The following is a 23,751-nucleotide window of genomic DNA, read 5'->3' on the forward strand; positions in this document are numbered from 1 at the left end:
GAGCGCGACCAGGTCGGCGAGCCTCTCAGCCGCGTGCTCGGGAGAGGAGAACGCAGCGCGGATCGGCGCCTCGCCGCGGCCGCCGCGGCCGACTGCACCCGAGCTCCAGCCACGACCGGGGTGGGCCCGCCTCGAGCGCGACCACGGCGACCCACGCCTCGAGCTCGTGGCGCGGGCCGAGGCGCGAGTAACCGGCGCGGACGACACGGCGGTCGTAGACGTCGGTCACGGTCCCGACGAGCCGCCGGCCACCACCGAGATCCACGTCGACGTCGACCGCACGCATCGGCATCCCGGCGGTGAACGCCTCCACGAGCTCGGCGACCGGCGCAGCGTCGTCGGCGATCTGCTGGGCGCGGCGCCAGCCCAGCTGCCCGGGCGGCAGCAGCCCGCGGCGCCACTCCAGCGCCAGCGCGTCGTCGCGGCTCCGGCCGGCGAGCAGGTCCGAGAGCAGCCGGTCACCGACCGACCACTGCTCGAGGTTGTCCAGCTCGACCGGGATCGCGTCCGGCTCCGGCTCGGACTCGTCGAGCAGCGAGACCTCGAGGCGGTGGCGCAGGAAGTGCTGCACCGGGCGGCAGAGGAAGGACGTGAGCAGCGCCAGGTCGACGTCGCCGGTGGCCGGCGGCAGGTGCAGGTCGGCGAGCCGCTCCGGCGCGACCCGCTCGCGGGTCGCGGCCCGCGCGCCGGCGAGTGCGGCCTGATCGAAGGAGAAGGGTTGCGGACCGGCGAAGTTGAGCGGGTCGAAGGGCTGCAGCGGCTGCCGGCGTTCGGCGTGCGCCGCCGCGCCGATGGCGGTGCGGTCGAGCGTGTCGAGCAGCTCCTTGAGGGGCACGGCGGGCGGCCGGCGCTGCCCCGTGGACTCGTTGGCACCGGTGTAGGTGATCACCAGCCGCTCGGACGCGGCCAGCACCGCGTCGAGCATCAGCTGGCGGTCCTCGCTGCGCGGGTCGCGCTCACCGGTCAGCGGCCGCCGCGCGAGCACGTCGTCGCCGTCGACCGCCCCGGCTCGGGGGAAGACCCCGTCGTCGAGGCCGAGGAGCGCGACCACGCGGTGCGGCACGGAGCGCATCGGCGTCATCGTGCAGATGGTCAGCGACCCGGTGCGGAAGTTGGCGCGCGTCGGTCGGGCCGCCGAAGCGCTCCTCCAGGAGCGCGCGGACGTCGGCAAGGCGCAGGAGCGTCCCGTCACCGGCAGCCGCACCGATCGCCGCGAGCTCGCGCTGGACCTGCCCGGTCTGCCACTCGTCGCCGCGGGCGACCAGCGTGAGGCCGCCGATCGCGTCGGCCAGCGTCTCGACCCAGTGCTCGACCGGGTGGGCGCCGGTGAGCGCGTCGCTGCTGCGCTGGAGCCGGTCGAGGCACTCGGCGAGCCGGCCGGCGAGGTCGATGTCGGTGCTGGACACGTCGTCCAGCGGCAGCGTCGTGCCGAACCAGCGACCGGAGTCCTCGGAGACGGCGGCGCCGGCGAGGATCCGGTCGAGGCCGAACTGCCAGGTGTTCTGCACGATGCCCGACAGCGCGAACGCCTCGCGGTGCGCCGCGTCGAAGGCCCACCGGACCCCGGCCAGCTCGACCCAGTGGTTGATCCGCTCGAGGTGGTCCTCGGAGAGCCCGAACCGGCGGCGGACCGGCTCGAGGGTGAGCAGGTCGAGCACCTTGCTCGCCTCGGCCCGACCACCCGCGAGGTCGAGCAGCTGCATCGCGACCCCGAGCAGCGGGTTGGTCTGGGTGAGCGCGCGGTCGGCGAGCCGGACGCGGAGGTGCTGGCCCGGGTGGCCGTCGCCGAGGCCGAAGGCCGCGGACACCAGCGGGGCGTAGGCCTCGATGTCGGGGCACATGACGAGGATGTCGCGCGGCTCGAGCGTCGGGTCCTCGGCGAGCAGCCCGACCAGGACTTCGCGGAGCACCTCGACCTGCCGCGCCGGGCCGTGGCAGGCGTGGACGCTGATGCTGTGGTCGCCCGGGTCGAGCGGGCGCGGCTGACCGGGAAGGGCGTTGGCCGCGATGTCGGCCTGGAGCTGCCGCAGCAGCGTGCCGGGAGTGGCCCCCTCGACGCCCGCGGCGCCGCTCACCTGTCCGGTGGTCGAGCCGGGCGCGACCAGGATCCGCTGGAGCTCGCGCAGGTCGCGGCCCAGCGACGCCAGCAGCGGGTGCCCGACCCGCAGGTGCGAGTCGTCGTCGGTGCGCGCGACCGGTCCGCGCAGGTCGCGCAGCGCCTCCCACAGGGCGGGCGATGGGTGCGGGAGCCAGAGGTGCACGTCACGGTGCTCGGCGAGCGCCTCGATCAGCTCGATCTCGGTCGCCGGGATGCGGGTGTGCCCGAACAGGGACAGCCGCGGCGGCAGCTCGAAGGCAGCGGGCTGCGTGCGGAGCCGCTCGAGCACCGCGGCGTGCCGTGAGCTCGGCGAGGGGACACCGAGGTGTGCGACGAGCCGGCGCCACAGCTCGGGCTGCCAGAGCAGGTCGGGATCCAGCCCCCCGGTGGTGGTCGGGACCCCGTCGGTGTCGCGCCCGGCCTCCCAGTCGGCAAGGAGACCCGGTCGCTGCACGGCGTACGACGCGAACAGCCTGGCCAGGCGCCGGGCGACGGAGTACCTCCTGCCCTGGCGCAGCTCCAGCTCCTCGCCCTCGCGACCGTGGCCGAGGTGCTCCGACAGGGTGCGACACCAGGCCTCGCCGGCCGAGGCGTCGACCACGTGGACGAGCGGCCACACGAGCGCGTCGGGAGTCCACGGGTCTGCGTCGCGGGTGCCGGTCAGCTCGGCGACCAGGCTCGCGGGCGGCTGGAAGTCGACCCCCGCGCAGACACCGTCGTCGCCCCCCTCGCTCGGGCCCAGCCGGTGGGACAGCCGCTGGGAGAGCCAGCGCTCGACGCCCCGGGCCGGGACGATGACCAGCTCGCGGGCGAAGGGGTCGGGCAAGGGGTTGCGCAGCAGCTGCGCCAGCCCTTCCGCGAGCAGGTCGGCTCGACCCGCTCGATGCACCTCGAACACCACGCGGTCACATTAGTGGCGGCCGACGACACGTTTGCCGTTCGGCTGCACCAGTGCCGTCCCTCAGGCGAACGGGTTCGGGAGCGCCCCGGGCAGCTGCCGGAGCAGCTCCTGGGCGGCGGCGAGGTGCTTGTGCTCGACGAGCACCTCGTAGCGCGTCGCCACGACGGCCGACACCGAGGAGAAGTCGCGCTGGCCGCGGGTCGCGAGGTAGCCGACCAGTCCCCAGATCGCACCGAAGGCCGCGCCCAGAACCGCGGTCGAGAGGATCATCGCCAGGCCGGAGGTCGAGTCCTTGCCGAAGAACGAGAAGATCAGGCCCACGAAGAGCCCGAGCCAGAGGCCGGACAGCGCGCCGGCAGCTGCCACCCGGCCGTTGGTGAGGCGGCCGGTGATCCGCTCGACCTGCTTGAGCTCGGTGCCGACGATCATGCAGTTCTGCACCGGGAACTCGTGGTCGCTGAGGAAATCGACCGCTTTCTGGGCTTCCGCGTACTTCTCGTAGACCGCCAGCGACTGCGGGAACTCCAGGTCGAGACCTGCGGTCGTGCGGGGCTGTGGGGTGGCCATGCCGTCCATTGTGCCGGTCGGCTCCGAAGGGTCAGCCGTTGAGCAGGTTCTCGAAGTCGCCCATCGCCGCGAGGTCGCGGTCGAACTTGCTTGTCCTGAGCCGAGTCGAAGGGTCGGGCCGGGTCGCCGGCTCGCGAGCCGCGACGAGGGCGGCGAGCTCGGCCGCGGCACGCTCGATCCGCCGGGTCAGGGAGCCGGACGCGCTGGCGGCGCCCCAGTCCTCGCTCGCGGCGAAGACGCCGGTGGGGACGACGACGGCGTGCAGGTAGCCGAACAGCGGACGGAGGGCGTGGTCGAGCACGAGGCTGTGGCGCGCGCTGCCCGCGGTGGCGGCGACCAGGACGGGGGTGCCGTCGAGGGCGCCCGGCTCGAGGACGTCGAAGAAGGTCTTGAACAGACCTGAGTACGACGCGCTGAAGACCGGGGTCACCGCGATCACCGCGTCCGCCTGGGCGACGGCCTCCTCGGCCTTCGCCAGCTCGCCGGTGGCGAAGCCGGTGAGCAGCCGGTCGGCGAGCGCGTGCGCGAGCGGGCGCAGCTCGATCGTCCCGACCTCGACCGGGTCGACCACCGAGGCGCCGAGCGCCTCGGTGGTCGCCCTCGCCAGCAGATCCGCCAGCAGCCGGGTCGAGGAAGGGTCGCTCAGGCCGGCGGTGACGACGGCGATCCGGCGGGTCATGCGTGGATCTCCTCGGTCTCGACAGGCTCGACCACCGGGGTGGCCGGGTCGTGCTTGCGGAGCTCGGCGACCAGGTCACCGAGCAGGTCCAGCTGGTGCATCACCGTGTCCAGCGGCAGCCCGGAGTGGTCGACGACGAACAGCTGCCGGCGGTAGTCGCCGGCGTACTCGCGGAAGCCGAGTGTCTTCTCGAGCACCTGCTCGGGGGAGCCGACGCTGAGCGGCGTGGACGCCATGTACTCCTCCAGGGACGGGCCGTGGCCGTAGACCGGGGCCTCGTCGAAGTACGGCCGGAACTCCCGGATCGCGTCCTGGCTGTTCTTCGCCAGGTAGACCTGGCCGCCGAGGCCGACGATCGCGTCCTCCGCCCTGCCGTGGCCGTAGTGCTCGAACCGCGCGCGGTAGAGCGCGATCATCCGGGCGGTGTGCTCGGGCGGCCAGAAGATGTGGTTGGAGAAGAACCCGTCGCCGTAGTACGCCGCCTGCTCGGCGATCTCGGGACTGCGGATGGAGCCGTGCCAGACGAACGGGGGGTTGCCGTCGAGCGGGCGCGGAGTGGAGGTGAACCCCTGCAGCGGCGTCCGGAACCTGCCCTCCCAGTCGACGTCCTCCTCGCGCCAGAGCCGGTGCAGCAGCGCGTAGTTCTCGACGGCGAGCGCGATGCCGTCACGGATGTCCTTGCCGAACCACGGGTAGACCGGGCCGGTGTTGCCGCGGCCGAGCATCAGGTCCATCCGGCCGTCGGCCAGGTGCTGGAGGTAGGCGTAGTCCTCCGCGATCCGTACCGGGTCGTTGGTGGTGATCAGCGTCGTCGACGTCGACAGCTTGATCCGCTCGGTCTTCGCGGCGAGGTGCGCGAGCAGGACCGGCGGGTTCGCGGGCGCGGCGAACGGCGGGTTGTGGTGCTCGCCGGTCGCGAACACGTCGAGCCCGATCTCCTCCGCCTTCAGCGCGACCGCCACCACTGACTTGATCCGCTCGTGCTCGGACGGCGTGCGTCCGTTGGTCGGATCGGTGGTGACGTCACCGACGGTGAAGATGCCGTACTCCATGGGGTCCTCCGGTCGTTGCTCGTTGATTGTTCAACCACTCTGGTGCACAGGGCATTCCGTGGGTTACCGGCACGTAACCAAGCCGCTCCCCGCCTCGTTTATCGGCCATGCGACGACCTGTGACCGCGCTCACCACCCTCGCCCTGGCCGCCGTCTCCCTGGGCGGCGTCACCGTGGCCGCGCCAGCCGGCGCCGACCCCGTCTACACGGTGCAGACGCTGCACTTCAAGGTCGGCGCGGGCCCGGAGGGCGCGTGCGACGTCGTCGGCGACCTCTACACGCCGAACGCCGCGACCAGCGCCAGCCGGGTGCCCGCGATCCTCACCACCAACGGCTTCGGCGGCTCGAAGGACGACCAGGCCGGCCTGGCGCGCTACTTCGCCTCGAACGGCTACGTGGTGCTCTCCTACTCAGGCCTGGGCTTCGGCGGCTCGAGCTGCAAGATCACCCTCGACGACCCCGACACGGACGGCGCGGCGGCGAGCGACCTGGTCGGCTACCTCGGCGGCGACCCGGGTGTCGCCTACCTCGACGCCGAGCACACCCAGCCCAGCGCGGCGCTCGACGTCGTCCAGCTCGACCCGAAGGACCACGCCGGCGTGCACCGGGCCGACGACCCGCGGGTCGGCATGATCGGCGGCTCGTACGGCGGCGAGATCCAGTTCGCCACCGCGGGGCGCGACGCGCGGGTCGACACGATCGTGCCGATGATCACCTGGAACGACCTGAGCTACTCGCTCGGACCGAACAACACCGACCAGACCACCGGCGTGAGCACGGCGACCTCCGGCGCCGCCAAGCTGTTCTGGGCGGCAGGCTTCTCGGCCATCGGCGTCCTCGACGGCCTCGAGGGGGCGCAGACCGATCCCGGACGGCTCCTCCCGTGCCCGAACTTCGCCGACTGGGTGTGCCCGGGCCTGGCCTTCGCCGGCACGACCGGCTACGTCGACGACTCCACGGTCGCCCACCTCCGGCACGCGTCCGTGGCGACCTACCTGCCGCAGGTGAAGGTCCCGGTCCTGCTCGCCCAGGGCGAGTTCGACACGCTGTTCAACCTCAACGAGGCCGTCGCGACGTACCAGGCGCTGAAGGCCCAGGGCACCACCGTGAAGATGATCTGGCACTCGTGGGGCCACTCGCACGGCACGCCTGCGCCCGGCGAGCTCGACCTGACCAACCCGGACCGGAACACGCAGTACGAGACCGGCCGGGTCGCCGCCTGGTTCGACCGCTACCTGAAGGGCGTGGACGCCGACACCGGCCCGGAGTTCGCGTACTTCCGCGACTGGGTGCCCTACACCGGCAACGCCGCGCCGGCGTTCGCCACCGCGAAGAGCTTCCCGGTGGGTGCACCCCGGACCTTCTACCTCGACGGCACCCAGCTGAGCGCCGCCAAGCCGCTGCTGTCCGGCGGGCAGACGTTCCTCACCCCGCCGGCCGGTGCGCCCACCTCGACCAACCCGCTCGACGCCGTCGCCAGCTACCTGCCGGCCCCGCTGCCCGAGCAGGACGTGCCCGGCACGTTCGCGGCGTGGAACTCCGCGTCGCTCACCGCGCCGCTCGCCGTCGTGGGGTCACCGCGGCTCACCGTGAAGGTGGACGCGCCCCTCGCCGCGGTCTCGCAGCTGGCCGGTCCGGCCGGCATGCTCGTGGTCTTCGTCCGGATGCAGGACGTCGCCCCCGACGGCACCGTCACCGACATCCGGCAGCTGACCGCACCGGTCCGCGTGCCGGACGTGACCAAGCCGTTCACGGTGACGATGCCGGCGATCGCGCACCAGTTCGCGGCCGGGCACCAGATCCGCCTGGTGGTCGCCGGTGGGTCGATCAACTACCGGGGCGGCCAGCTGGCGAACCTGGTGACCATCAACGGCGGCGCCGCTCAGACGCTCACCCTGCCCGCCGTCGGCTGAGGCTCCGGCAGGGCCGGGTCCTCGACCTCGCGGATGCCGAAGCGGTCCCAGAAGCGGAGCAGCGGTCGTGGTGCCCACCAGTTCCACCGGCCGAGCAGCTTCATCGTCGCCGGCACGAGCAGGGCACGGACGATGGTCGCGTCGACCAGCAGCGCCACCAGCATGCCGACGCCGATCATCTTCATGAACACGATGCCGCTGGTCGAGAACGCACCGATGACGACCGCCAGGAGGAGCGCTGCGGACGTGATGATCCGGCCGGTCTTCTGCAGTCCGACCGCAACGGCGTCGGTGTTCCGCTGGTGGGCGGCCACGCCCGAGCCGGCGCTCCGGTCCCACTGCTCGCGCACGCGGCTGAGCAAGAACACCTCGTAGTCCATCGACAGGCCCACCAGGATCGCCAGCATGAAGATCGGCTGCGTGGCGTCCAGGAACCCGGTGGAGGTGTAGCCCAGGAGCCGCTCGAGGTGGCCGTCGGCGAAGATCCAGGTGATCGCGCCGAACGACGCGCTGATCGAGAGCAGGTTCATCACCACGGCCTTGAGCGGCAGCACCAGGGACCCGAAGGCGAGGAACAGCAGCAGCATCATCACCGCGACGATGATCCCCGCCATCCACGGCAGGTGGCTCTTGATCGAGCCGAGCAGGTCAACGGTGTCGGCGCTCAGCCCGCCGACGAGCACGTGATCACCACCGGGCCCGGGCACCGCACGGATCTGCTTCACGACGTCCTGCGAGGCCCCGGTCTGGCTGTTGCCGGCCCAGCTGGCTCGGAGCAGCGTGACGCCGCTCGCGCCGTCGACCGTCCGGACGTCCTCCAAGCCCGGGACCGCCTTCACCCGCGCGACGTAGGCGCCGACCTCCTGCTGGTCGGTCGTCTCGAGGAGCAGGTTGGCCGACGACCGCTCCTCCCCGAAGTCGTGGTTGAGCTTGACCGAGGCCTGGTACGCCGGCTGGTGCGACGGCAGGACCCGGTAGTCCACCGAGCCCCACTTCACGCCGAGGAAGGGCGACGCGACCAGCAGCAGGCCGGCGACGATCACGACCATCACGACGACCGGCCGGCGCATCACCGCGTGCGCGAGCCGGGCCCAGGTGCCGTGCTCGGTGTCGACGCTCACCGCACGGCCACGCCGCCACGGGAGCCGGCCCGCGTCGATCCGGCGGCCCAGCAGGAGCAGCACGGCGGGCAGCACCGTCAGCGCGGTCATCACGCCGACCAGCACGGCCGCGATGCCGCCGTACCCGAGGCTGCGCAGGAAGTTCTGCGGGAACACCAGCAGCGCGGACATGGCCGCCGCCACGGTCAGGCCGGAGAACAGCACCGTGCGTCCCGCCGTCCTCATCGTCACCGTCATCGCGGCACGTGGTGCGCCCGGATCGTCGGCGGGGAGCTTCGCCAGCTCCTCGCGGTAGCGGCTGATCACGAACAGGGCGTAGTCGATCGCCAGGCCCATGCCCAGCAGCGAGATCACGTTGATCGAGAAGACCGACACCTCGGTGACGTTGGTGATCAGCCGGACCACGGCGAGCCCTCCGATCACCGACAGCGCGCCGACCATCACCGGCATCGACGCCGCGACCAGGCTGCCGAAGATGAGCAGCGAGAGGATCAGCACGATCGGCAGCGAGTACGTCTCGGCGCGCGCGAGGTCCTCGCTCACGGTGGTGTTCACACCCTTGTAGACCGCCCACGGGCCGGCGATGTCGGTCTGCAGGCTGGTGTCCTTCAGGGCCTTCATCACCGGGTCGACGTTGTCGGCCTGCTCGGCCTGGCCCTTGCCGGCCAGCGAGACCAGCACCTGGACCGCGTGCTTGTCGGTGCTGATCATCGCGGGGTCCTTGGTGTCCCAGGCGGTGATCACCGACGTGGCGGTGCCCTTCGGGATGCCGGCCAGCGTCTGCTGCACCTCGCGCTCGAACGCCGGGTCGTCGGCGGTCATCGTCCTGCTCCGGTAGATCGCCACCACGTCGACGCTCTTGTTGCCGAAGACGGCCTGCTCGCGGGCGAGCTCCCGGGACGCGTCGGTGTGGGGGTCGTCGAAGCCGCCCTGCCCCAGCGAGTCGAAGACACCGAGCCCGTACGTCGCGGCCGCGATCGTGGCGACGATGGCCAGGGCGAGGACGACACGGGCACGGTCGAGGAGGATGGTGGTCCAGCGGTTCAGCATGTCGGCTCCTGGCGTCTGTGGTTTACACCGTTTACTGTAAACGGTGTAAACTAGGTTTCGTCAAGCCCGTTTTCCCGAATTTCTTTCTCGCCCGGCCCCGGAGGACCGATGACCCAGGCACCCAGCCGCACCGAGGCCCACGCGGCGACCGCCTCCCGGATCGTCGCGGCGGCCCGCGGGCTGCTGGTCAGCGACGGCCAGGTGACGCTGCGCGCCGTCGCGCGCGAGCTCGGCATGACCGCGCCGGCCCTCTACCGCTACGCGCCCAGCCACGAGGAGCTGGTCAGGATCGTCGCGATCGCGATCGACGCGGACGTGGCCGAGCGGATCGAGGCTGCCGCGGGCGCCCAGCCGGACGACGACCCGGCCGCACGCCTCATCGCCGCGGCCGTCGAGTTCCGCGCCTGGGCGCTGGCCAACCGCCACGAGTTCAGCCTGGTCTTCACCAACGTCGACGTGGACTGCCTCGACGAGCTCGCGGGATCGGAGTCGACCGGGATGATCTTCTCGGGGCTGCTCTTCGAGCTCTGGGCGCAGCGGCAGTTCCCGATCCCGCGGCTCGACGACCTCGACCCCGGGCTCGCCGAGATCCTGCGCGACCCCCGGGTGCCGGCCGACCTGACCGGCGTACCCGATGACGTGCGGGGCCTGATCTGGGTGCTCGAGCGGGCCTGGTCACGGCTCTACGGCACCGTCACGCTCGAGGTCTTCCGGCACATCGACCCGCGCATCGTCGAGGAGGCGCACCTCTTCCGCGCAATGATCGAGGACCAGGCCGGTCCGCTCGGTCTCGTCGAGGACCTCCCGCGGCTGCGCGCGTTGGTCGACGGGCTGCTCACGCAGAGCTGAGCGGGCGACAATGGCGAGATGACACGGGGCTTGCTCCTGCTCGCCGTCGCCGCGGTGCTGGTCGGCGGGTGTGGCGACCACGCGGAGCACGCGTCTGCGCGGGATCCCGGTCCGCCGGCCACGCTCAGGGTCTCGAGCCCCGCGTTCGATGACGGGAAGACCATCCCCGCCGAGTACACCTGCCACGGCGACGGCACCTCACCACCGCTCGCCTGGTCGGGCTTGGGCGAGGACATCGGGTCCCTGGCGCTCGTCGTCGACGACCCGGACGCACGGGACGGGGGCTACGTCCACTGGGTGGTCCTCGGTCTGCCGATCGGCGACGGCGGGCTCCAGGCGGGCAGCCTGCCCGGCGGCGCCACGCAGGTCGACGGCTCGGGCGGGCACGGCTGGAAGCCGCCCTGTCCGCCCTCGGGCACCCACCACTACCGGTTCACGGTCTACGCATTCCGCTCGGAGACCGGGTTCTTCCTCGGCGACGACGAGCCGCTGAACGAGGTGCTCGCGACGATCGCCGACCGGGCCGTTGCCTGGGGGCGGCTCACGGGCACCGTCACGGCGTCCGGTGGCGACTCCGGTGGCGGCTACTGACGCGACTGCCAGAGCCCCATCAGGTTGCCCTCGACGTCGCGGAAGTACGCCGCCCAGCCCATGTCGCCGACGTCCTGACGGCCGAGCACGGTCATCCCGCCCAGCGACTCGATCTTCTCCAGCGCCGCGTCGATGTCCTCGACGTCGATCGTGATCACCGGCCGGTCGGTGGGCGACTCGCGCTTGAGCATGCCGCCGCCGATGTAGCCCGGCTCCGCGGGGAAGCCGGCGTCCGCAGTGGGCCCGGTCTGCACGAGCGAGTAGTGCATCTCCGGGATCTCGTCGATCACCCAGCCGAAGGCCTCGCGGTAGAAGGTGCGGGCCCGGTCCCCGTCGTCGTAGGGGACCTCGAAGTGCACGACGCGTCCGCTCATGGCGGTCAGCCTAGCGCCGCCGCTGCGGCCCTCCCTGCGGTCCTTCCGGAGAACATGCAGCCGCCGAGGAAGGTGCCCTCGAGGGCGTTGTAGCCGTGCACGCCGCCGCCCCCGAAGCCGGCGACCTCACCGGCGGCGTAGACGCCCGGCAGCGGCTCGCCGGATGCCTGGAGCACGCGTGCGTCGAGGTCGGTGTGCAGGCCGCCGAGCGTCTTGCGGGTGAGGATGTTCAGCCGGACGGCGATCAGCGGGCCGTTCTTCGGGTCGAGGAACTTGTGCGGCGACGCGGTTCGGATCAGCTTGTCGCCGCGGTAGCTGCGGTGCCCGCGGATGAAGGTGATCTGCGTGTCCTTGGAGAAGGTGTTGTCCAGCTCGCGGTCGCGCTCGGTGACCACCTTGCGCAGCGCTTCGACGTCGATCAGCGACGAGCCGGCGACGCGGTTCATCCCCGCGGCCAGCTCCTCTACGGTGCCGGCGACCACGAAGTCCTCGCCGTGCTGCTTGAACGCCTCCACCGGGCCGGGCGCGCCCGCGCGCACCCGGGAGAGCAGCAGCTTGATGTCCTTGCCGGTGAGGTCGGGGTTCTGCTCGGAGCCGGAGAGCGCGAACTCCTTCTCGATCACCTTCTGGGTGAGCACGAACCAGGAGTAGTCGTAGCCGGTGCGCAGGATCGCGCCCAGGGTCCCCAGGGTGTCGAAGCCCGGCAGGTACGGCGCCGGGAAGCGCTCGCCGGTGGCCGAGAGCCACAGGGACGACGGGCCCGGGAGGATCCGGATGCCGTGGTTCTCCCAGATCGGGTCCCAGTTGCGCAGGCCCTCGGTGTAGTGCCACATCCGATCCGGGTTGATGATCTCGCCACCGGCCTTCTCGGTGATGAACTGCATCCGCCCGTCCACGTGGGCCGGGACGCCGGCGACCATGGACTCAGGCGGTGGGCCCCAGGCGCTCGACCGGCCACTGCTTGCGGACCTGGTCGTGATCGCCGCCGATCCCGCCGGACGTCACGATCACGGCTTGGGCGGCGTACTCGAAGTCGGCGACCTCGTCACGGTTGGAGGGCCGGCCGCGCTCCATGTCGTCGCCGGCCAGCACCGCACCGCGCACGCCGGTCACGACGCCGGCGGTCTTCACCAGGTCGTCGACGCGGTGCCGGAAGCCGAAGGTGACCAGGCCACGAGCGGCCGCCTCGCGCACGCGACGCTCGAAGGGCGCGACGACACCCGGCCCGGTGCCCCAGGTCAGGTGGAAGCGCGGGACCGAGTTGCCGTGGCCACCCGCGCGGCCGTCGCCGCGCTCGGCCCAGCCGACGACCGGGAAGAGCCGGAGGCCCTGGTCGTGTAGCCACTGCCGCTTCTCGCCCGCGGCGAACCCGACGTAGGCCTCGGCCCACTTGCGCGGCCAGTGGTCGCAGTCGCGGTCGAACTGCGCGCTGCCCATCCAGTCCTGCAGTGCCAGGTCGTAGGAGTCCTTGATGCCCATCCGGCGCTGCTCCGGCGAGTCGACCAGGAACAGGCCGCCCAGGGACCAGAACGCCTGACCGCCGAGGCTCTGCTCCGGCTCCTGGTCGAGCAGCAGCACCTTGCGGCCGGCGTCGGCGAGCTCCGCAGCAGCGACCAGTCCGGCGAGTCCTGCGCCCACGATGATGACGTCAGCATCCATGTCGAGGACAGTGACATATTTGCGATGTGTCTCACAATGACACATCCTGTGTGTGTCCTCACACGCGCTACAGTGCGCCCATGCCGACTCCCCGCGACGCGTACGACGCGGCGACGCGCGCCTACCTCGAGGGCCGGCGTCTCGACATGCGCGAGCTGGCCGGCGAGCTCGGGGTGGCCCGCAACACGCTCTACCGCTGGACCGGTGGTCGCGAACGCCTCCTCCAGGACGTGATCTGGTCGTTGAGCGAGCACGCGATCGCCGACATCTGGGCCGCTACCTCGCGCCGGCGCGGCACGAGCCGGCTGGTGGAGGCCCTGCGCCGCTACCTGGTCACCATCGTCGAGTCGCGCGCGCTGCAGGAGTTCCTGCGCAACGAGACCTACGTCGCGCTGCGGCTGCTCACCTCGCAGGGCGCCTTCCAGGACCGGCTGGTCGCCAAGGTCAGGGAGCTGGTCGAGGAGGAAGTGGCACGCGGCACGTTCACGCCGCGCGCCGACACCGGCCTGCTCGCCTATGCCGCGGTCCGCACGATGGAGGGCTTCGTCTACAACGACACCGTCGTGCGCAGCGAGCCGGAGATCGACCGCGCCGTCCAGGTGATCCGGCTGCTCCTGGAGTGAGCAGCCGTCGCGCTCGTCTAGGTTTGAGCCATGCCGGAGACCGTCACCCTGCGTGAGCCCTCGGGCCGCGTCTCACCTCGTGCGCCGATGGTCTGGGCCGCCGGTGCCCTGGTGCGCGGCGCGATCCTCGCCTCCGGTCTGTTCGCGGCGACGGTGGTGGCCGACCTCTTCACCATGTCGATGTGGGCCTGGGTCGCGTACGTCGCCGTGGTGATCGGGTACGCCGTGGCGATGCCGGTCTACCGCTACCGGGTGCACCGCTGGGAGAGCACCGAGACGGCCGTCTACACCCAGCGCGGGTGGCTGAGCCGGGAGCGCAGGATCGCGCCCATGTCGCGGGTGCAGACGGTCGACCTCGAGCAGGGTGTCGTCAGTCGCCTGCTGCGGCTGGCGACCGTCACGGTCACGACTGCCTCTGCCGCCGGTCCGCTCCGGATCGAGGGGCTCGACACCGAGACCGCGGAGCGGCTCGTCGACGAGCTGACCCGGCGTACCGAGGCAGAGGCGGGCGACGCGACGTGAGCACCACACCGTCACCGACGGCGCCACCGGAGGACACCGAGCTCACCGACGACCAGGCCTGGCGCCGCCTCGACGCCCGGATGCTGCTGGTGCACCCCGTCAACGAGCTGGTCCGCTTCCTGCCCCTGATCGTGGGTGTCTTCCTGCTCGGCAACAGCAACCAGGGCGACCCGTGGCACTACCTGGGTGTGGCGGTGCCGATCGCGCTCGGGCTCTGGCGGTTCGCGAGCACCAGCTTCCGGATCACCCGGGGGCAGATCGAGCTGCGCCGCGGCCTGCTCAGCCGCAATGTCCTCACCGCGCCGCTCGACCGCGTGCGCACGGTCGAGCTGACCGCCTCGCCGATCCACCGGGTGCTCGGGCTCGCCAAGGTGGAGATCGGCACCGGCAGCGGCTCCCGGAGCGGCGACAGCCGGCTCGTCCTCGACTCGCTCGGCGCCGAGCACGCCCGCCGGCTGCGGGCGGAGCTGCTCAACCGGGTGCCCGGCAGCGACGTGGCAGATCCCGGCGCCGGACCCGCCGCCGCCACCGCCGACCTGGTCATCATGCGGCTCGACCCCTCGTGGATCCGGTTCGCTCCGCTGACGACCTCGGGCATCGTGATCGCCCTCGCGACCCTGGGCGCCGGGAGCCAGCTGGTCGGCAACGTCGTCGAGCGGGCGGCCCGTTCCTCGCAGCTGGACGACGAGCTCCGCGCCCTGCCGCTCGCGGTGGCGATCCCGGCAGGCGTGCTCACGTTCGTGCTGATCGTCTCGGTGCTCGCGATCGGCGGCTACGTGCTGGCCAACTGGGGCTTCACGCTGTCGCGTGACGCCACCGGGCGCTCGTTCCACGTGCGGCGCGGGCTGCTCACCACGCGCGAGACCAGCATCGACGTCGACCGGCTCCGCGGTCTCGAGGTGCACGAGCCGCTCGGCCTGCGGCTGGGCGGCGGCGGCCGGCTCAACGCCGTCGTCACCGGACTCAACCGCCGGGCGAGCGAGAGCACCGCGCTGGTGCCGGCGGCCCCGCGGTCGGTGGTCCTCGGCGTCGGCGAGCACGTCCTCGGCGAGGCCGGTCCGCTCACCACCCCGCTCCTCCAGCACGGACCGGCCGCCCGGCGGCGCCGGATCATGCGCGGGATCGTGCCGCTGGCACTCGTGCCCGCCGTCCTCGGGCTGCTCGCGGTCGTCGGCGACCTCCCGCCGTGGCTCGTGGTCGCGACGGCGCCGCTGCCACTGGCCGGCCTGGCCCTCGGCCTCGACCGGTACGCCCGGCTCGGACACGCGCTGACGCCGGCGTACGTCGTGGTGCGCTGGGGGTCCCTCCGGGGCCGCCGGGACGCACTCCAGCGCAGCGGGATCATCGGGTGGAACATCCAGCAGAGCTGGTTCCAGAAGCGAGCGGGTCTGGTCAGCCTGACCGCGACCACCGCAGCGGGCCAGCAGTCCTACGAGATCCTCGACGTCCCCGAGTCGGTCGCGATCGCGCTCGCCGACGAGGCCGTGCCGGGGCTGGTCGGCCAGTTCCTGCACTCCGCTGGTTGACGCGTCTCAGATCAGCTTCTTGAACAGCGGCATCGGGGCGTGCCTCATCAGCACCGACATCGGCGCCCACGGCAGGGCGGGCACGTGCGCCGACGCCTTCTCCTTCTCGATGGCCTCGACCATCGCCCGGACACCCTTCTCGGTCGACGCCATCAACGGCGTCGGCTGGGTGACCTTCTCGTTCATCTCCGAGCGGATGTAGCCCGGGTAGAGCACGGTGACCTTGATCGGCTTGCCGTGCAGCTCCGCACGGAGGCCCTCGGCGAGGTGCGCGACGCCCGCCTTCGTGGCGGCGTACGTCGTCAGCGTCCTGGGCATGCCGCGCACGGCAGACATCGAGCTGATCATCACCAGGTGTCCGGCGTCCTGGTCGCGGAAGATCTCCATCGCCGCCTCGGTCTGGGCCAGCGCCGCGACGAAGTTCGTCATCGCTGTCTGCCGGTTGGCGTCGTACCGGCCGGTGCCCAGCGGCGCGCCCTTGCCGAGGCCGGCGTTGACGACCACGCGGTCGATCGTGCCGAAGTCCTTGCGGAAGGCGCCGAACACCTCGAAGACCTCGTCGTCGTCGGTGACGTCGAGGGCGCGGATCTCGACGCGAGCCCCAGTGTGGTGCTCGAGGATCTCGCTGCGCAGCGCCTCGAGCTTCTCGGTACGCCGGGCACAGAGGGCGAGGTCGTGCCCGCGGGCCGCGAACTGACGGGCCATCTCGGCGCCGAGGCCGCTGCTGGCGCCGGTGATCAGGATCGTCTTGCGCATATTGATGATCCTCGCAGACGACCGGCATGATCGACTGGGCCCATGCCCCAGGTCACCGCCGCCCGGAACGCCGTCGTGGTGTCCTTCTTCCTCAACGGCGCGACGTTCGCGACCTGGGTCGCCCGCCTCCCGGAGATCCGGCACCGCCTCGACCTGACGAACGGCGAGCTCGGCACTGTCCTCCTCGCGGGGTCGATCGCCTCGATCATCGGGCTGACCGGTGCCGGCAAGCTCATCGAGCGACGCGGCGCTGCGACCACGGTCCGGCTCGGGGTCGTCGTCGACACCGTCGGGGTGGTCGCGATCGCCCTCGGTGCGGTGGTCCTGGACAGCGCGGTCGCCGTGGCGGGCGGGCTGTTCGTCTGGGGCCTGGGCATGGGCCTGTGGGACGTCGCGATGAACGTGGAGGGCGCGGGCGTCGAGCACCGGCTCGAGCGCACGATCATGCCGCGCTTCCACGCGATGTTCAGCCTCGGCTCGGTCGCCGGAGCCGTCCTCGGCGCACTGACCGCGAAGGTCGGCGTGCCGATGCTCGTCGTCCTGCCGACCGTGGCGTCGCTCATCCTGGCCAGCGTGCTCTCGACCACCGGCGCGTTCCTGCCGCGCGACCTCGAGGCCCTCGAGCACGCCCCGCGCGGAAGCATCCGGGCTGCCTGGACCGAGCGCCGCACCCTGATGATCGGCCTGATGGTGCTCGCCCTGACGCTCACCGAGGGCGCCGCGAACGACTGGCTCGCGATCGGGCTCGTCGACGGGTACGGCGTCGCCGCCTGGCTGGGTGTCGCGGGCTTCGCGCTCTTCGTCACCGCGATGACCGTCGGGCGGATGCTCGGCACCAACCTGCTCGACCGGTTCGGACGGGCGCGGACCCTCTGGGGCACGATGTCGCTGGCGTCCCTCGGCGTGCTCCTGGTCGTCTTCGGCTCCCACCCCGCCCTCGTCGTCCCGGGCATCGTGCTGTGGGGCATCGGCGCCTCCCTGGGCTTCCCGGTCGGCATGAGCGCTGCCGCCGACGACGAGGCGCGGGCACCTGCCCGGGTGGGCGTGGTCTCGACGATCGGCTACGTCGCCTTCCTCTCCGGCCCCCCGACGCTCGGCTTCATCGGCGACCACGTCGGCACCCTGCACGCGCTCCTTGTGATCAGCGCACTGCTGCTGCCCGCGGCGCTGCTGGTGCCGGCGGCCCGCAAGCCAACCGGCGTCGACAGCGTCAGCGGTAGGTGAGCAGCCCCGTCAGGCCCTCGAGATGGGTGTGCTCGTTGAAGGAGACCAGCGTGGTCCCGCGACGGCCGCTGACCAGCTTGGTGACGCCGGTGTTCACGCACACCACGTTGAGCCGGCTCCACAGCCCGGCGCCCCCTCCGAGCAGCGCGGCCGTCACCCAGCCGATCGGACCGCCGGAGGTGATCACGACGGTGGTGCCGTGGCCGCCGCCGACCGCCCGCCGGAGCGCCGCCTCCACGCGGCCGGTGAACTCGGCGAACGGCTCGTGGTAGTCCTCGGCGTTCTCGCCGCGGATCCAGCGGTCGGTCGCCTGCTCCATCCAGGCCTGGAACTCCGCAGCCGTCGGCTTCTCCCCGGCGAACGACGTCGGCACCTGGGCGAGCATCGAGACGTGGTCGTACTCGTCCCAACCCCGGTCGACCTGGACGTCGACCGAGCCCAGCCCGGCACCGTGCAGGAGGTTGTCCACCGTCTCCCGGTGCCGGCGCATGCCACCGCTGACGATCACGTCGGGACGAGTGCCGCGCGCGGAGAGTGCAATGCCGAGCAGCTCGCCCTGCCGGTGGCCGGCCTCGGAGAGCACGTCGTAGTCGTCGCCGTCCCAGGAGGCCTGGCCGTGCCGGACGAGAAGCAGCTGCCCCATCAGGTGGCACTGCCGATGATCGAGCGGCACCGCGACTCGAGGTACTGCACGGCGGGGCCGAAGATCGCGTAGGACTCGTTGGTCGTCTGCCGGTGGAAGTAGCGGTAGTAGATCTGCTGGGCGATGACGGCCAGCCGGAACAGGCCGAAGACCTCGTAGAAGCGCCACTGCTCTTCGGAGAGTGAGTAGCCCATGGCGTCGCAGTAGTAGGCCACCACCTCCTCCCGCGTGAGCATTCCGGGCAGCTGCGTGGGCTGGCGACGGAACTGGCGGAAGAACTCGTCGTCGTCGTCCTGCACCCAGTAGGAGAGGGTGCCGCCGAGGTCCATCAACGGGTCGCCGACCGTGGCCATCTCCCAGTCGAGGACGCCGATCGGCCGGGTCGGGTCGTCGCCGTCGAGCACGAGGTTGTCGAAGCGGAAGTCGTTGTGGATCAGGCAGTGCGCGACGTCGGCCGGCTGGTGGTCCGCCAGCCACGCCATCACCGCCTCGCCGTCCGGCGCGTCGTCGGTGCGCGCGTTGCGGAAGCGGGTCGACCAGCCCTCGACCTGGCGGCGTACGTAGCCATCGCCCTTGTTCATCCCGGCGAGAGGGGTGGCGTCGACGTCGACCTGGTGGAGCCGGATGAGGACGTCGAGCGCGTTGGTGCACAGGGCGCGGGTCTCCTCCTCGCTGAGGCTGACGCCTGGCGGCAGGTCGCGGCGCGGGATGATCCCGTCGATGCGCTGCATCACGTAGAACGGCGAGCCGATCACCGACTCGTCCTCGCACAGCGCCACCATCTCCGGCACCAGCGGGAACACCGCCGCCAGCCCGTCCTGGATCCGGAACTCGCGGCCCATGTCGTGGGCGCCCTTGGCCTTCTGCCCGCTCGGCGGCCGGCGGAGGATCAGGTCGTCGCGCTCGGTCTGCAGCGAGTAGGTCAGGTTGGACGCGCCGCCCGCGAACTGACGCACCGTCACCTCACCGGTGAGCGGGTGGCCCTGTCCGGCCAGCCAGGCGCGCACGGCCTCGACGTCGAAGGCGTCCTCCTCCCGCACCTCGCCCGCGCCGGTGCCGCCCCCGGTGGTCGAGCCTGGCGAAACCATCAGCTCCCCATCGCGTTGAGCCGAGCGGCCTGCTTGCGCATGACGTCGTCGTAGGCCACCCGGTCGGAGACCTTCAGTCCGTAGGCACCTCGCGCCGCCTCGTCGGGCAGGATCAGCTCGTCACCGCGGTCGACACCTTCCAGCACGGCGCGCGCGATGTCGTCGGGGCCGACCGGCGAGTTCGCCACCAGCGCGCCGATCACCGCGCCGACCGCCTCGTCCGAGCCCTGCATCGAGTCGACCAGCCCGGTGCGGAAGTACGACGGGCAGACGACGTGCGCCGTCACGCCGTACTCCGCGAGCTCGTGCCCGGTCGTCTCGGTGAACGCCACGACCGCAGCCTTCACGGCGTTGTACGACGCCATCCCGGCAGGGTGCACCAGACCGGCGAGCGAGGCGACGTTCACGACCCGGCCACTGTGCTGCCGCTTGAACAACGGCACGAAGGCACGGGTGCCGCGGACGACGCCGAAGAGGTTGATCTCGGTGATCCACTGCCACTCCTCCAGGGTGGCGACGTCGATCCGGCCACCACCGGCGACGCCGGCGTTGTTGACGAGCACGTCCAGACCGCCCCAGTGCTCCTCGACCCACGCGACCGCCGAGGCCCAGTCGTCGTCGGAGCGCACGTCGAGGTGCAAGTAGGGGGTGTTTGCCGCGCCGGAGTCCGTCGAGGCCGTCGAGGCCGTCGGCGCCTGCAGGTCGCAGTTCAGCACCTCCGCTCCGCGCGCACGGTACGCCGCGACCAGCGCCGCACCCAGGCCCGACGAGCCGCCGGTGACCAGGACGCGGAGCGTCACCGGTGCTTGCCGATCTCCAGCCGCGCGACCATGCCCCGGTGCACCTCGTCGGGTCCGTCGGCGACCCGCAGCGCGCGGGCGTTGGTCCACATCGCCGCGAGCGGGAAGTCGTCGGTCATGCCGCCACCACCGTGGATCTGGATGGCGAAGTCGATCACCTGCTGGGCGACGTTCGGCACGATCACCTTGATCTGGCTCACCTCGGACAGCGCGTTGAGGGCGCCGCCCTGGTCGAGCTTCCAGGCCGCGTTCTGGACCAGCAGCCGGGCCTGGTCGATCGCGATCCGGGCGTCGGCGATGCGCTCCGGGTTGCCGCCGAGGTTCACCAGCGGCTTGCCGAACGCCGTCCGGGAGAGCCCGCGCTTGATGGCCAGCTCGAGCGCCACTTCTGCCTGGCCGACGAGCCGCATGCAGTGGTGCACGCGTCCCGGACCGAGGCGGCCCTGGGCGATCTCGAACGCGCGCCCCTGGCCGAGGAGGATGTTCGAGGCCGGGACCCGCACGTCGGTGAAGGAGACCTCGCCGTGGCCGACCGGCTCGTCGTACACATTCATCGTGGTGAGCAGCCGCTCGACCTTCACGCCGGGAGTGTCGACCGGGACGAGCACCATGGTGTGCCGGTGGTGCCGGTCCGCGTCGGGGTCCGAGAGCCCCATGAAGACGAGGATCCTGCAGTCGGGGTGGCCGACACCGGTGGTGAACCACTTGGTCCCGTTGATGACGACCTCGTCGCCGTCGACGGTGGCCGTGGCCTCCATGTTCGTCGCGTCGGAGGACGCCACCGCGGGCTCGGTCATCGCGAAGCCGGACCGGATCCGCCCGTCGAGCAGGGGCACCAGCCACTCCTGCTGCTGCTCGGGCGTGCCGTACTTGAGCAGCACCTCCATGTTGCCGGTGTCGGGCGCGTTGCAGTTGAAGACGTACGGCGCCAGGAAGGTCGCCCGGCCCATCAGCTCGGCGAGCGGCGCGTAGTCGGTGTTGGTGAGCCCGGCTCCGCCGTGGGTGCCGAACTGCTCGGCCCAGGGCCGGTCGTGCCCGGCGGGAAGGAAGAGGTTCCAGAGGCCCTGCGCCCGTGCCTTCGCGCGGAGCTCGCCGAGGATCGGAGACTCCGCCCAGGTGCCGCTGCGGTGCGCGTCGGCCACGTCTCGGTGGTACGCAGCCTGGACCGGCTCGATCTCGTCGGTGACGAACCGGCCGACCAGGTCAGCGAGCTCAGCGGCCCGCGGTGAGGGGGAGAAGTCCACCCGCGGAGCCTATCGAGCGCCGCGAGCCGGGTCACCCGCAGGCGCTGGCGATGCGGACGCCGTTGGGGGCCGGCACCATGCCCGGGGTGAAGCTGAGGACGCCGGCGCCGGACTGTCCCTGCGCCGTCCGGATGTCCGCGGTGACGGTGCTCTTCTGCCCCGGACCCAGGCTGACCGGGAGCAGCGCGACCTGCCGGCCCAGGTGCTTGTCCGAGGTGATCGAGCGGGTCTGGCCGTCCACGGCGAGCCCGGTGATCTCGCCGCCGGGCGGCGCGTAGACGCGCAGGTTGAAGGCGATCGTCCCCTGGGGTGCGTACTGGCCGTTGCCGAGCACCCACTCCGAGAGCGAACCGAAGTCCGCCGGCATCGTGGAGGTGAGCGCCATGGTCACCCTGACGTCCTGGCTGTCGTCACGGCGACAGTCGACAGCCGCAGCGCTGCTGCGGTACTGCAGGTAGTAGTCCATCTTCCCCGCGGTGCTGTCATTGATGTACAGCCCGATCTGGGCGTGGCGAGAGGACGCGGGCGAGATCGACCCCGATACCCCGGTCCCCGCGATCACCGCCTGCTCGTCGTCGTGGGCAGACCACAGCAGCACCCGGTGCTCTCCGGCGGCGGCGGCCAGGCCACGGATCGCCAGCTGCTGGTCGCCCTGCCCGCCCATCACGGAGTCGAAGATCTTGCGCGCGGAGGCCTCGAAGAAGTCGTTCTGCGCCTGAGGGTCCGGCAGCACCTGGTAGGTCTGGTTGAGCAGGGCCTGGACGACGTTGTCGGCGGTGAGCGTGACCCCGTTGGTGACCGGGACGGGGCCGGTGCCGCGCATCAGCCAGGCCAGCGCGATCGGGTCGACCGCGACGACGCCGTCGATCTTGACCCCGCGGGTGCGCTCGACCATCGCCTTGAGGATCTGGGCCGCCTCGGGGAAGTCCGGGGTGAAGTTGGCGTCGCGTGGGTCGAACGCCGGGCTCGGTCCGTACTGCTGCTCGGTGTCCTTGCTCAGCGCGAGGGCGGGTGTCGCCGGCCCGGCGATGTCGGACGCCGAGCCCTGCCAGCCCATGGTGAGCTTCCCGTCCTCGGCGTGCAGGACGGCGAGCGATCCCGGGAGGCCGCCGGTAGACCGCAGCTCGGCGGGGTTCTGGACCACCAGGAGGTAGTTCCTGGGCTGCTGCTCGCCGAGCATGTCGGGGAGCAGCTCGAACGCGTTGGCGGTGGCGCCGGCCGCGGAGCTGGCCCGCTCGACCTGGGTCTGGAGGTCACCGACGAGGTCGTTGAACGGGAAGAGCAGCTCGTCGGGCCGGGTGCCGGCCAGCCGCGAGGCGGCCCGGTCGATGGAGTCGGCGGCACGGCGTACCGAAGGAGTGAGCTTCTCGACCTCCGTGAGGTCGATCCGCTGGTCCTTGGGCCGGAACTGACCCTCGTCGACCGCCTTGCTCAGCTGCAGGGCGATCGGGGCGTTGACGCTGGTCGCGGTGTCCAGGACGTCCGAGACGGTCTGCACCGCTGCGATGTTGCGACCCAGGTAGGGGACATGCCCGCCGAGGTCCCACAGCACCCCGTCGGTGGAGTCGTGGGCCCGGTGCGTCTCGGCGCGCAGGTCGGCGAGAGCCCGGTTGGCTCCGTCGAAGTCACCGGTGCGGATCAGCTGCTGGACCTTCTCGCCCGTCTCGCGCGCGTCCAGCAGTGAGCGGCTGGCCGTCACTGCCTGCCAGGCGAACACCCCGATCGCCACGAGCACGAGCAGGGCGAGGCCCCAGAGGATCCGGCGACGGGACAACCCGGATGTCGTCAGGTTGCCCACGCGCCCGAGACTAGGCCCCGGAAGCCTGGATCTCGGCTTCCTCGGCGCGACGGCGGGCAACGGTCACGGCGGTGGCGCCGGCAACGAGCAGGCCCAAGCCGCCGACGAGGAAGAGCAGGTTGGGTCCGCCGGTGCTCGGCAGGTGCGAGCCCACCGGCGGGGAGACCGCGCTGCTGCGCGGAAGCAGGGTGATCACGATCGTGCGCTGCCACGCGGCGGTCGTCCGGGCGCTCGGGTGCTCGGCGGCGTCGTACACGCAGGTGCCGTGCAGCGGGATCTTGGTCACCTTCGTGACCTTGGGCGCCGTGAACGTGGTGTCGAACGCCGCGTTCGGTGCCCGGTGGGCGTCGCGGACCGCGCCGTTCCAGGCAAGGTCCCAGTCACAGGTGACGTTCCCCGTGGCCGTGGCCGTGAAGGTCTGGCCGCCGTAGAGCACGGTGCGGTTCACCGACAGCGAGATCGACAGCTCCGGGTACGCCTGGGCCGGGGTCTGTGCCCCGAGGATCACGAGCACGCCGGCCAGCGCTGCGAACGCAGCGAGTCCCAGCGAAACGAACTTCTTCATGACGATCTCCCAGAACGTCGGCATGAGCGGCGGAAAAGGCACTCCCCTGGCACCTGTGAACGACTGGTCAACGACGGGTTCCGGGGGAGGTTACGGATGCAACGCAGA

Annotated in this window: 23 protein-coding genes; 7 read left to right on the forward strand and 16 right to left on the reverse strand. The window is 71.7% G+C overall.

The genetic code is table 11. From position 1 onward, the window contains the following. Positions 1-25 precede the first annotated feature (25 nt). From ACVW00_RS20190 to ACVW00_RS20210, 5 genes are read right to left on the reverse strand one after another with little or no spacing between them, the layout of a single operon-like run. Positions 26-1,072, reverse strand: coding sequence for a hypothetical protein (locus ACVW00_RS20190; protein ID WP_457112684.1), 1,047 nt, complete (start codon positions 1,070-1,072; stop codon positions 26-28). Further along, the gene (locus ACVW00_RS20195; protein ID WP_457112685.1) at positions 957-2,999 is read right to left on the reverse strand and encodes an exodeoxyribonuclease V subunit gamma; all 2,043 of its coding nucleotides are present in this window, start codon (positions 2,997-2,999) and stop codon (positions 957-959) included. Before ACVW00_RS20195 ends, ACVW00_RS20190 begins: the two co-directional genes overlap by 116 nt. A 60-nt stretch (positions 3,000-3,059) precedes the next feature. Beyond that, entirely contained in the window at positions 3,060-3,566 is a 507-nt protein-coding gene (locus ACVW00_RS20200) for a general stress protein (protein ID WP_457112686.1), read from the reverse strand. Between the two features lie 31 nt (positions 3,567-3,597). Next, positions 3,598-4,245: a CE1759 family FMN reductase gene (locus ACVW00_RS20205; protein WP_457112687.1), complete on the reverse strand. Its 648-nt coding sequence runs from the start codon at positions 4,243-4,245 to the stop codon at positions 3,598-3,600. Then, positions 4,242-5,297, reverse strand: a complete 1,056-nt coding sequence (locus tag ACVW00_RS20210; protein ID WP_457112688.1) for a CE1758 family FMN-dependent luciferase-like monooxygenase — start codon at positions 5,295-5,297, stop codon at positions 4,242-4,244. Before ACVW00_RS20210 ends, ACVW00_RS20205 begins: the two co-directional genes overlap by 4 nt. A 107-nt stretch (positions 5,298-5,404) precedes the next feature. On the opposite strand from ACVW00_RS20210, the gene ACVW00_RS20215 reads away from it, so the two are divergent. Beyond that, positions 5,405-7,210 (forward strand): CocE/NonD family hydrolase, encoded by a 1,806-nt coding sequence (locus ACVW00_RS20215; RefSeq protein WP_457112689.1) that lies wholly within the window; start codon positions 5,405-5,407, stop codon positions 7,208-7,210. Here ACVW00_RS20215 and ACVW00_RS20220 read toward each other — a convergent pair. Next, positions 7,180-9,381: an MMPL family transporter gene (locus ACVW00_RS20220; RefSeq protein WP_457112690.1), complete on the reverse strand. Its 2,202-nt coding sequence runs from the start codon at positions 9,379-9,381 to the stop codon at positions 7,180-7,182. The genes ACVW00_RS20215 and ACVW00_RS20220 overlap by 31 nt on opposite strands. 108 nt (positions 9,382-9,489) lie before the next feature. Between ACVW00_RS20220 and ACVW00_RS20225 the strand changes: the two genes are divergently transcribed. After that, complete coding sequence (locus tag ACVW00_RS20225; RefSeq protein WP_457112691.1) at positions 9,490-10,230, forward strand: TetR/AcrR family transcriptional regulator; 741 nt, start codon at positions 9,490-9,492, stop codon at positions 10,228-10,230. Between the two features lie 18 nt (positions 10,231-10,248). Then, on the forward strand, positions 10,249-10,821 hold the full coding sequence (locus tag ACVW00_RS20230) for a YbhB/YbcL family Raf kinase inhibitor-like protein (RefSeq protein ID WP_457112692.1): 573 nt from the start codon (positions 10,249-10,251) through the stop codon (positions 10,819-10,821). Here ACVW00_RS20230 and ACVW00_RS20235 read toward each other — a convergent pair. From ACVW00_RS20235 to ACVW00_RS20245, 3 genes are read right to left on the reverse strand one after another with little or no spacing between them, the layout of a single operon-like run. Then, positions 10,815-11,195, reverse strand: coding sequence for a VOC family protein (locus tag ACVW00_RS20235; protein ID WP_457112693.1), 381 nt, complete (start codon positions 11,193-11,195; stop codon positions 10,815-10,817). The genes ACVW00_RS20230 and ACVW00_RS20235 overlap by 7 nt on opposite strands. Before the next feature lie 5 nt (positions 11,196-11,200). Continuing rightward, positions 11,201-12,115 (reverse strand): FAD-binding dehydrogenase, encoded by a 915-nt coding sequence (locus tag ACVW00_RS20240; protein ID WP_457112694.1) that lies wholly within the window; start codon positions 12,113-12,115, stop codon positions 11,201-11,203. Positions 12,116-12,119: 4 nt separating this feature from the next. Continuing rightward, positions 12,120-12,854: an FAD-binding protein gene (locus ACVW00_RS20245; RefSeq protein ID WP_457112695.1), complete on the reverse strand. Its 735-nt coding sequence runs from the start codon at positions 12,852-12,854 to the stop codon at positions 12,120-12,122. Between the two features lie 80 nt (positions 12,855-12,934). On the opposite strand from ACVW00_RS20245, the gene ACVW00_RS20250 reads away from it, so the two are divergent. Genes ACVW00_RS20250 through ACVW00_RS20260 form a run of 3 tightly spaced genes read left to right on the forward strand, consistent with a single transcriptional unit; the run spans position 12,935 to position 15,525 of the window. Then, positions 12,935-13,477, forward strand: a complete 543-nt coding sequence (locus ACVW00_RS20250; protein ID WP_457112696.1) for a QsdR family transcriptional regulator — start codon at positions 12,935-12,937, stop codon at positions 13,475-13,477. A 30-nt stretch (positions 13,478-13,507) separates the two neighbouring features. Further along, positions 13,508-13,999 (forward strand): PH domain-containing protein, encoded by a 492-nt coding sequence (locus tag ACVW00_RS20255; RefSeq protein ID WP_457112697.1) that lies wholly within the window; start codon positions 13,508-13,510, stop codon positions 13,997-13,999. Beyond that, positions 13,996-15,525 (forward strand): PH domain-containing protein, encoded by a 1,530-nt coding sequence (locus tag ACVW00_RS20260; protein WP_457112698.1) that lies wholly within the window; start codon positions 13,996-13,998, stop codon positions 15,523-15,525. The genes ACVW00_RS20255 and ACVW00_RS20260 overlap by 4 nt, the downstream gene beginning before the upstream one ends. 6 nt (positions 15,526-15,531) lie before the next feature. On the opposite strand, the gene ACVW00_RS20265 is transcribed toward ACVW00_RS20260, so the two are convergent. Beyond that, a complete protein-coding gene (locus tag ACVW00_RS20265) occupies positions 15,532-16,281 on the reverse strand; it encodes an SDR family oxidoreductase (RefSeq protein ID WP_457112699.1) in 750 nt (249 codons plus the stop codon). Between the two features lie 42 nt (positions 16,282-16,323). Here ACVW00_RS20265 and ACVW00_RS20270 point away from each other — a divergent pair, with 42 nt between their 5' ends. Further along, complete coding sequence (locus ACVW00_RS20270; RefSeq protein WP_457112700.1) at positions 16,324-17,505, forward strand: MFS transporter; 1,182 nt, start codon at positions 16,324-16,326, stop codon at positions 17,503-17,505. Here ACVW00_RS20270 and ACVW00_RS20275 read toward each other — a convergent pair. The 6 genes from ACVW00_RS20275 to ACVW00_RS20300 are packed head-to-tail and all read right to left on the reverse strand — an operon-like array spanning position 17,492 to position 23,643. Then, a complete protein-coding gene (locus ACVW00_RS20275) occupies positions 17,492-18,148 on the reverse strand; it encodes a histidine phosphatase family protein (RefSeq protein WP_457112701.1) in 657 nt (218 codons plus the stop codon). The genes ACVW00_RS20270 and ACVW00_RS20275 overlap by 14 nt on opposite strands. Continuing rightward, positions 18,148-19,236 carry a phosphotransferase family protein gene (locus ACVW00_RS20280; RefSeq protein ID WP_457112702.1) on the reverse strand — a complete coding sequence of 363 codons (1,089 nt, stop codon included), beginning with the start codon at positions 19,234-19,236 and terminating at the stop codon, positions 18,148-18,150. The genes ACVW00_RS20275 and ACVW00_RS20280 overlap by 1 nt, the downstream gene beginning before the upstream one ends. Continuing rightward, positions 19,236-20,036, reverse strand: coding sequence for an SDR family NAD(P)-dependent oxidoreductase (locus ACVW00_RS20285; RefSeq protein ID WP_457112703.1), 801 nt, complete (start codon positions 20,034-20,036; stop codon positions 19,236-19,238). Before ACVW00_RS20285 ends, ACVW00_RS20280 begins: the two co-directional genes overlap by 1 nt. Continuing rightward, positions 20,033-21,280 carry an acyl-CoA dehydrogenase family protein gene (locus ACVW00_RS20290; protein WP_457112704.1) on the reverse strand — a complete coding sequence of 416 codons (1,248 nt, stop codon included), beginning with the start codon at positions 21,278-21,280 and terminating at the stop codon, positions 20,033-20,035. Before ACVW00_RS20290 ends, ACVW00_RS20285 begins: the two co-directional genes overlap by 4 nt. Before the next feature lie 31 nt (positions 21,281-21,311). Then, positions 21,312-23,078, reverse strand: a complete 1,767-nt coding sequence (locus ACVW00_RS20295) for a DUF4012 domain-containing protein (protein ID WP_457112705.1) — start codon at positions 23,076-23,078, stop codon at positions 21,312-21,314. Between the two features lie 10 nt (positions 23,079-23,088). Next, entirely contained in the window at positions 23,089-23,643 is a 555-nt protein-coding gene (locus tag ACVW00_RS20300; RefSeq protein ID WP_457112706.1) for an LPXTG cell wall anchor domain-containing protein, read from the reverse strand. Positions 23,644-23,751 lie beyond the last annotated feature (108 nt).

It is taken from the genome of Marmoricola sp. URHA0025 HA25 (genome assembly GCF_054059435.1).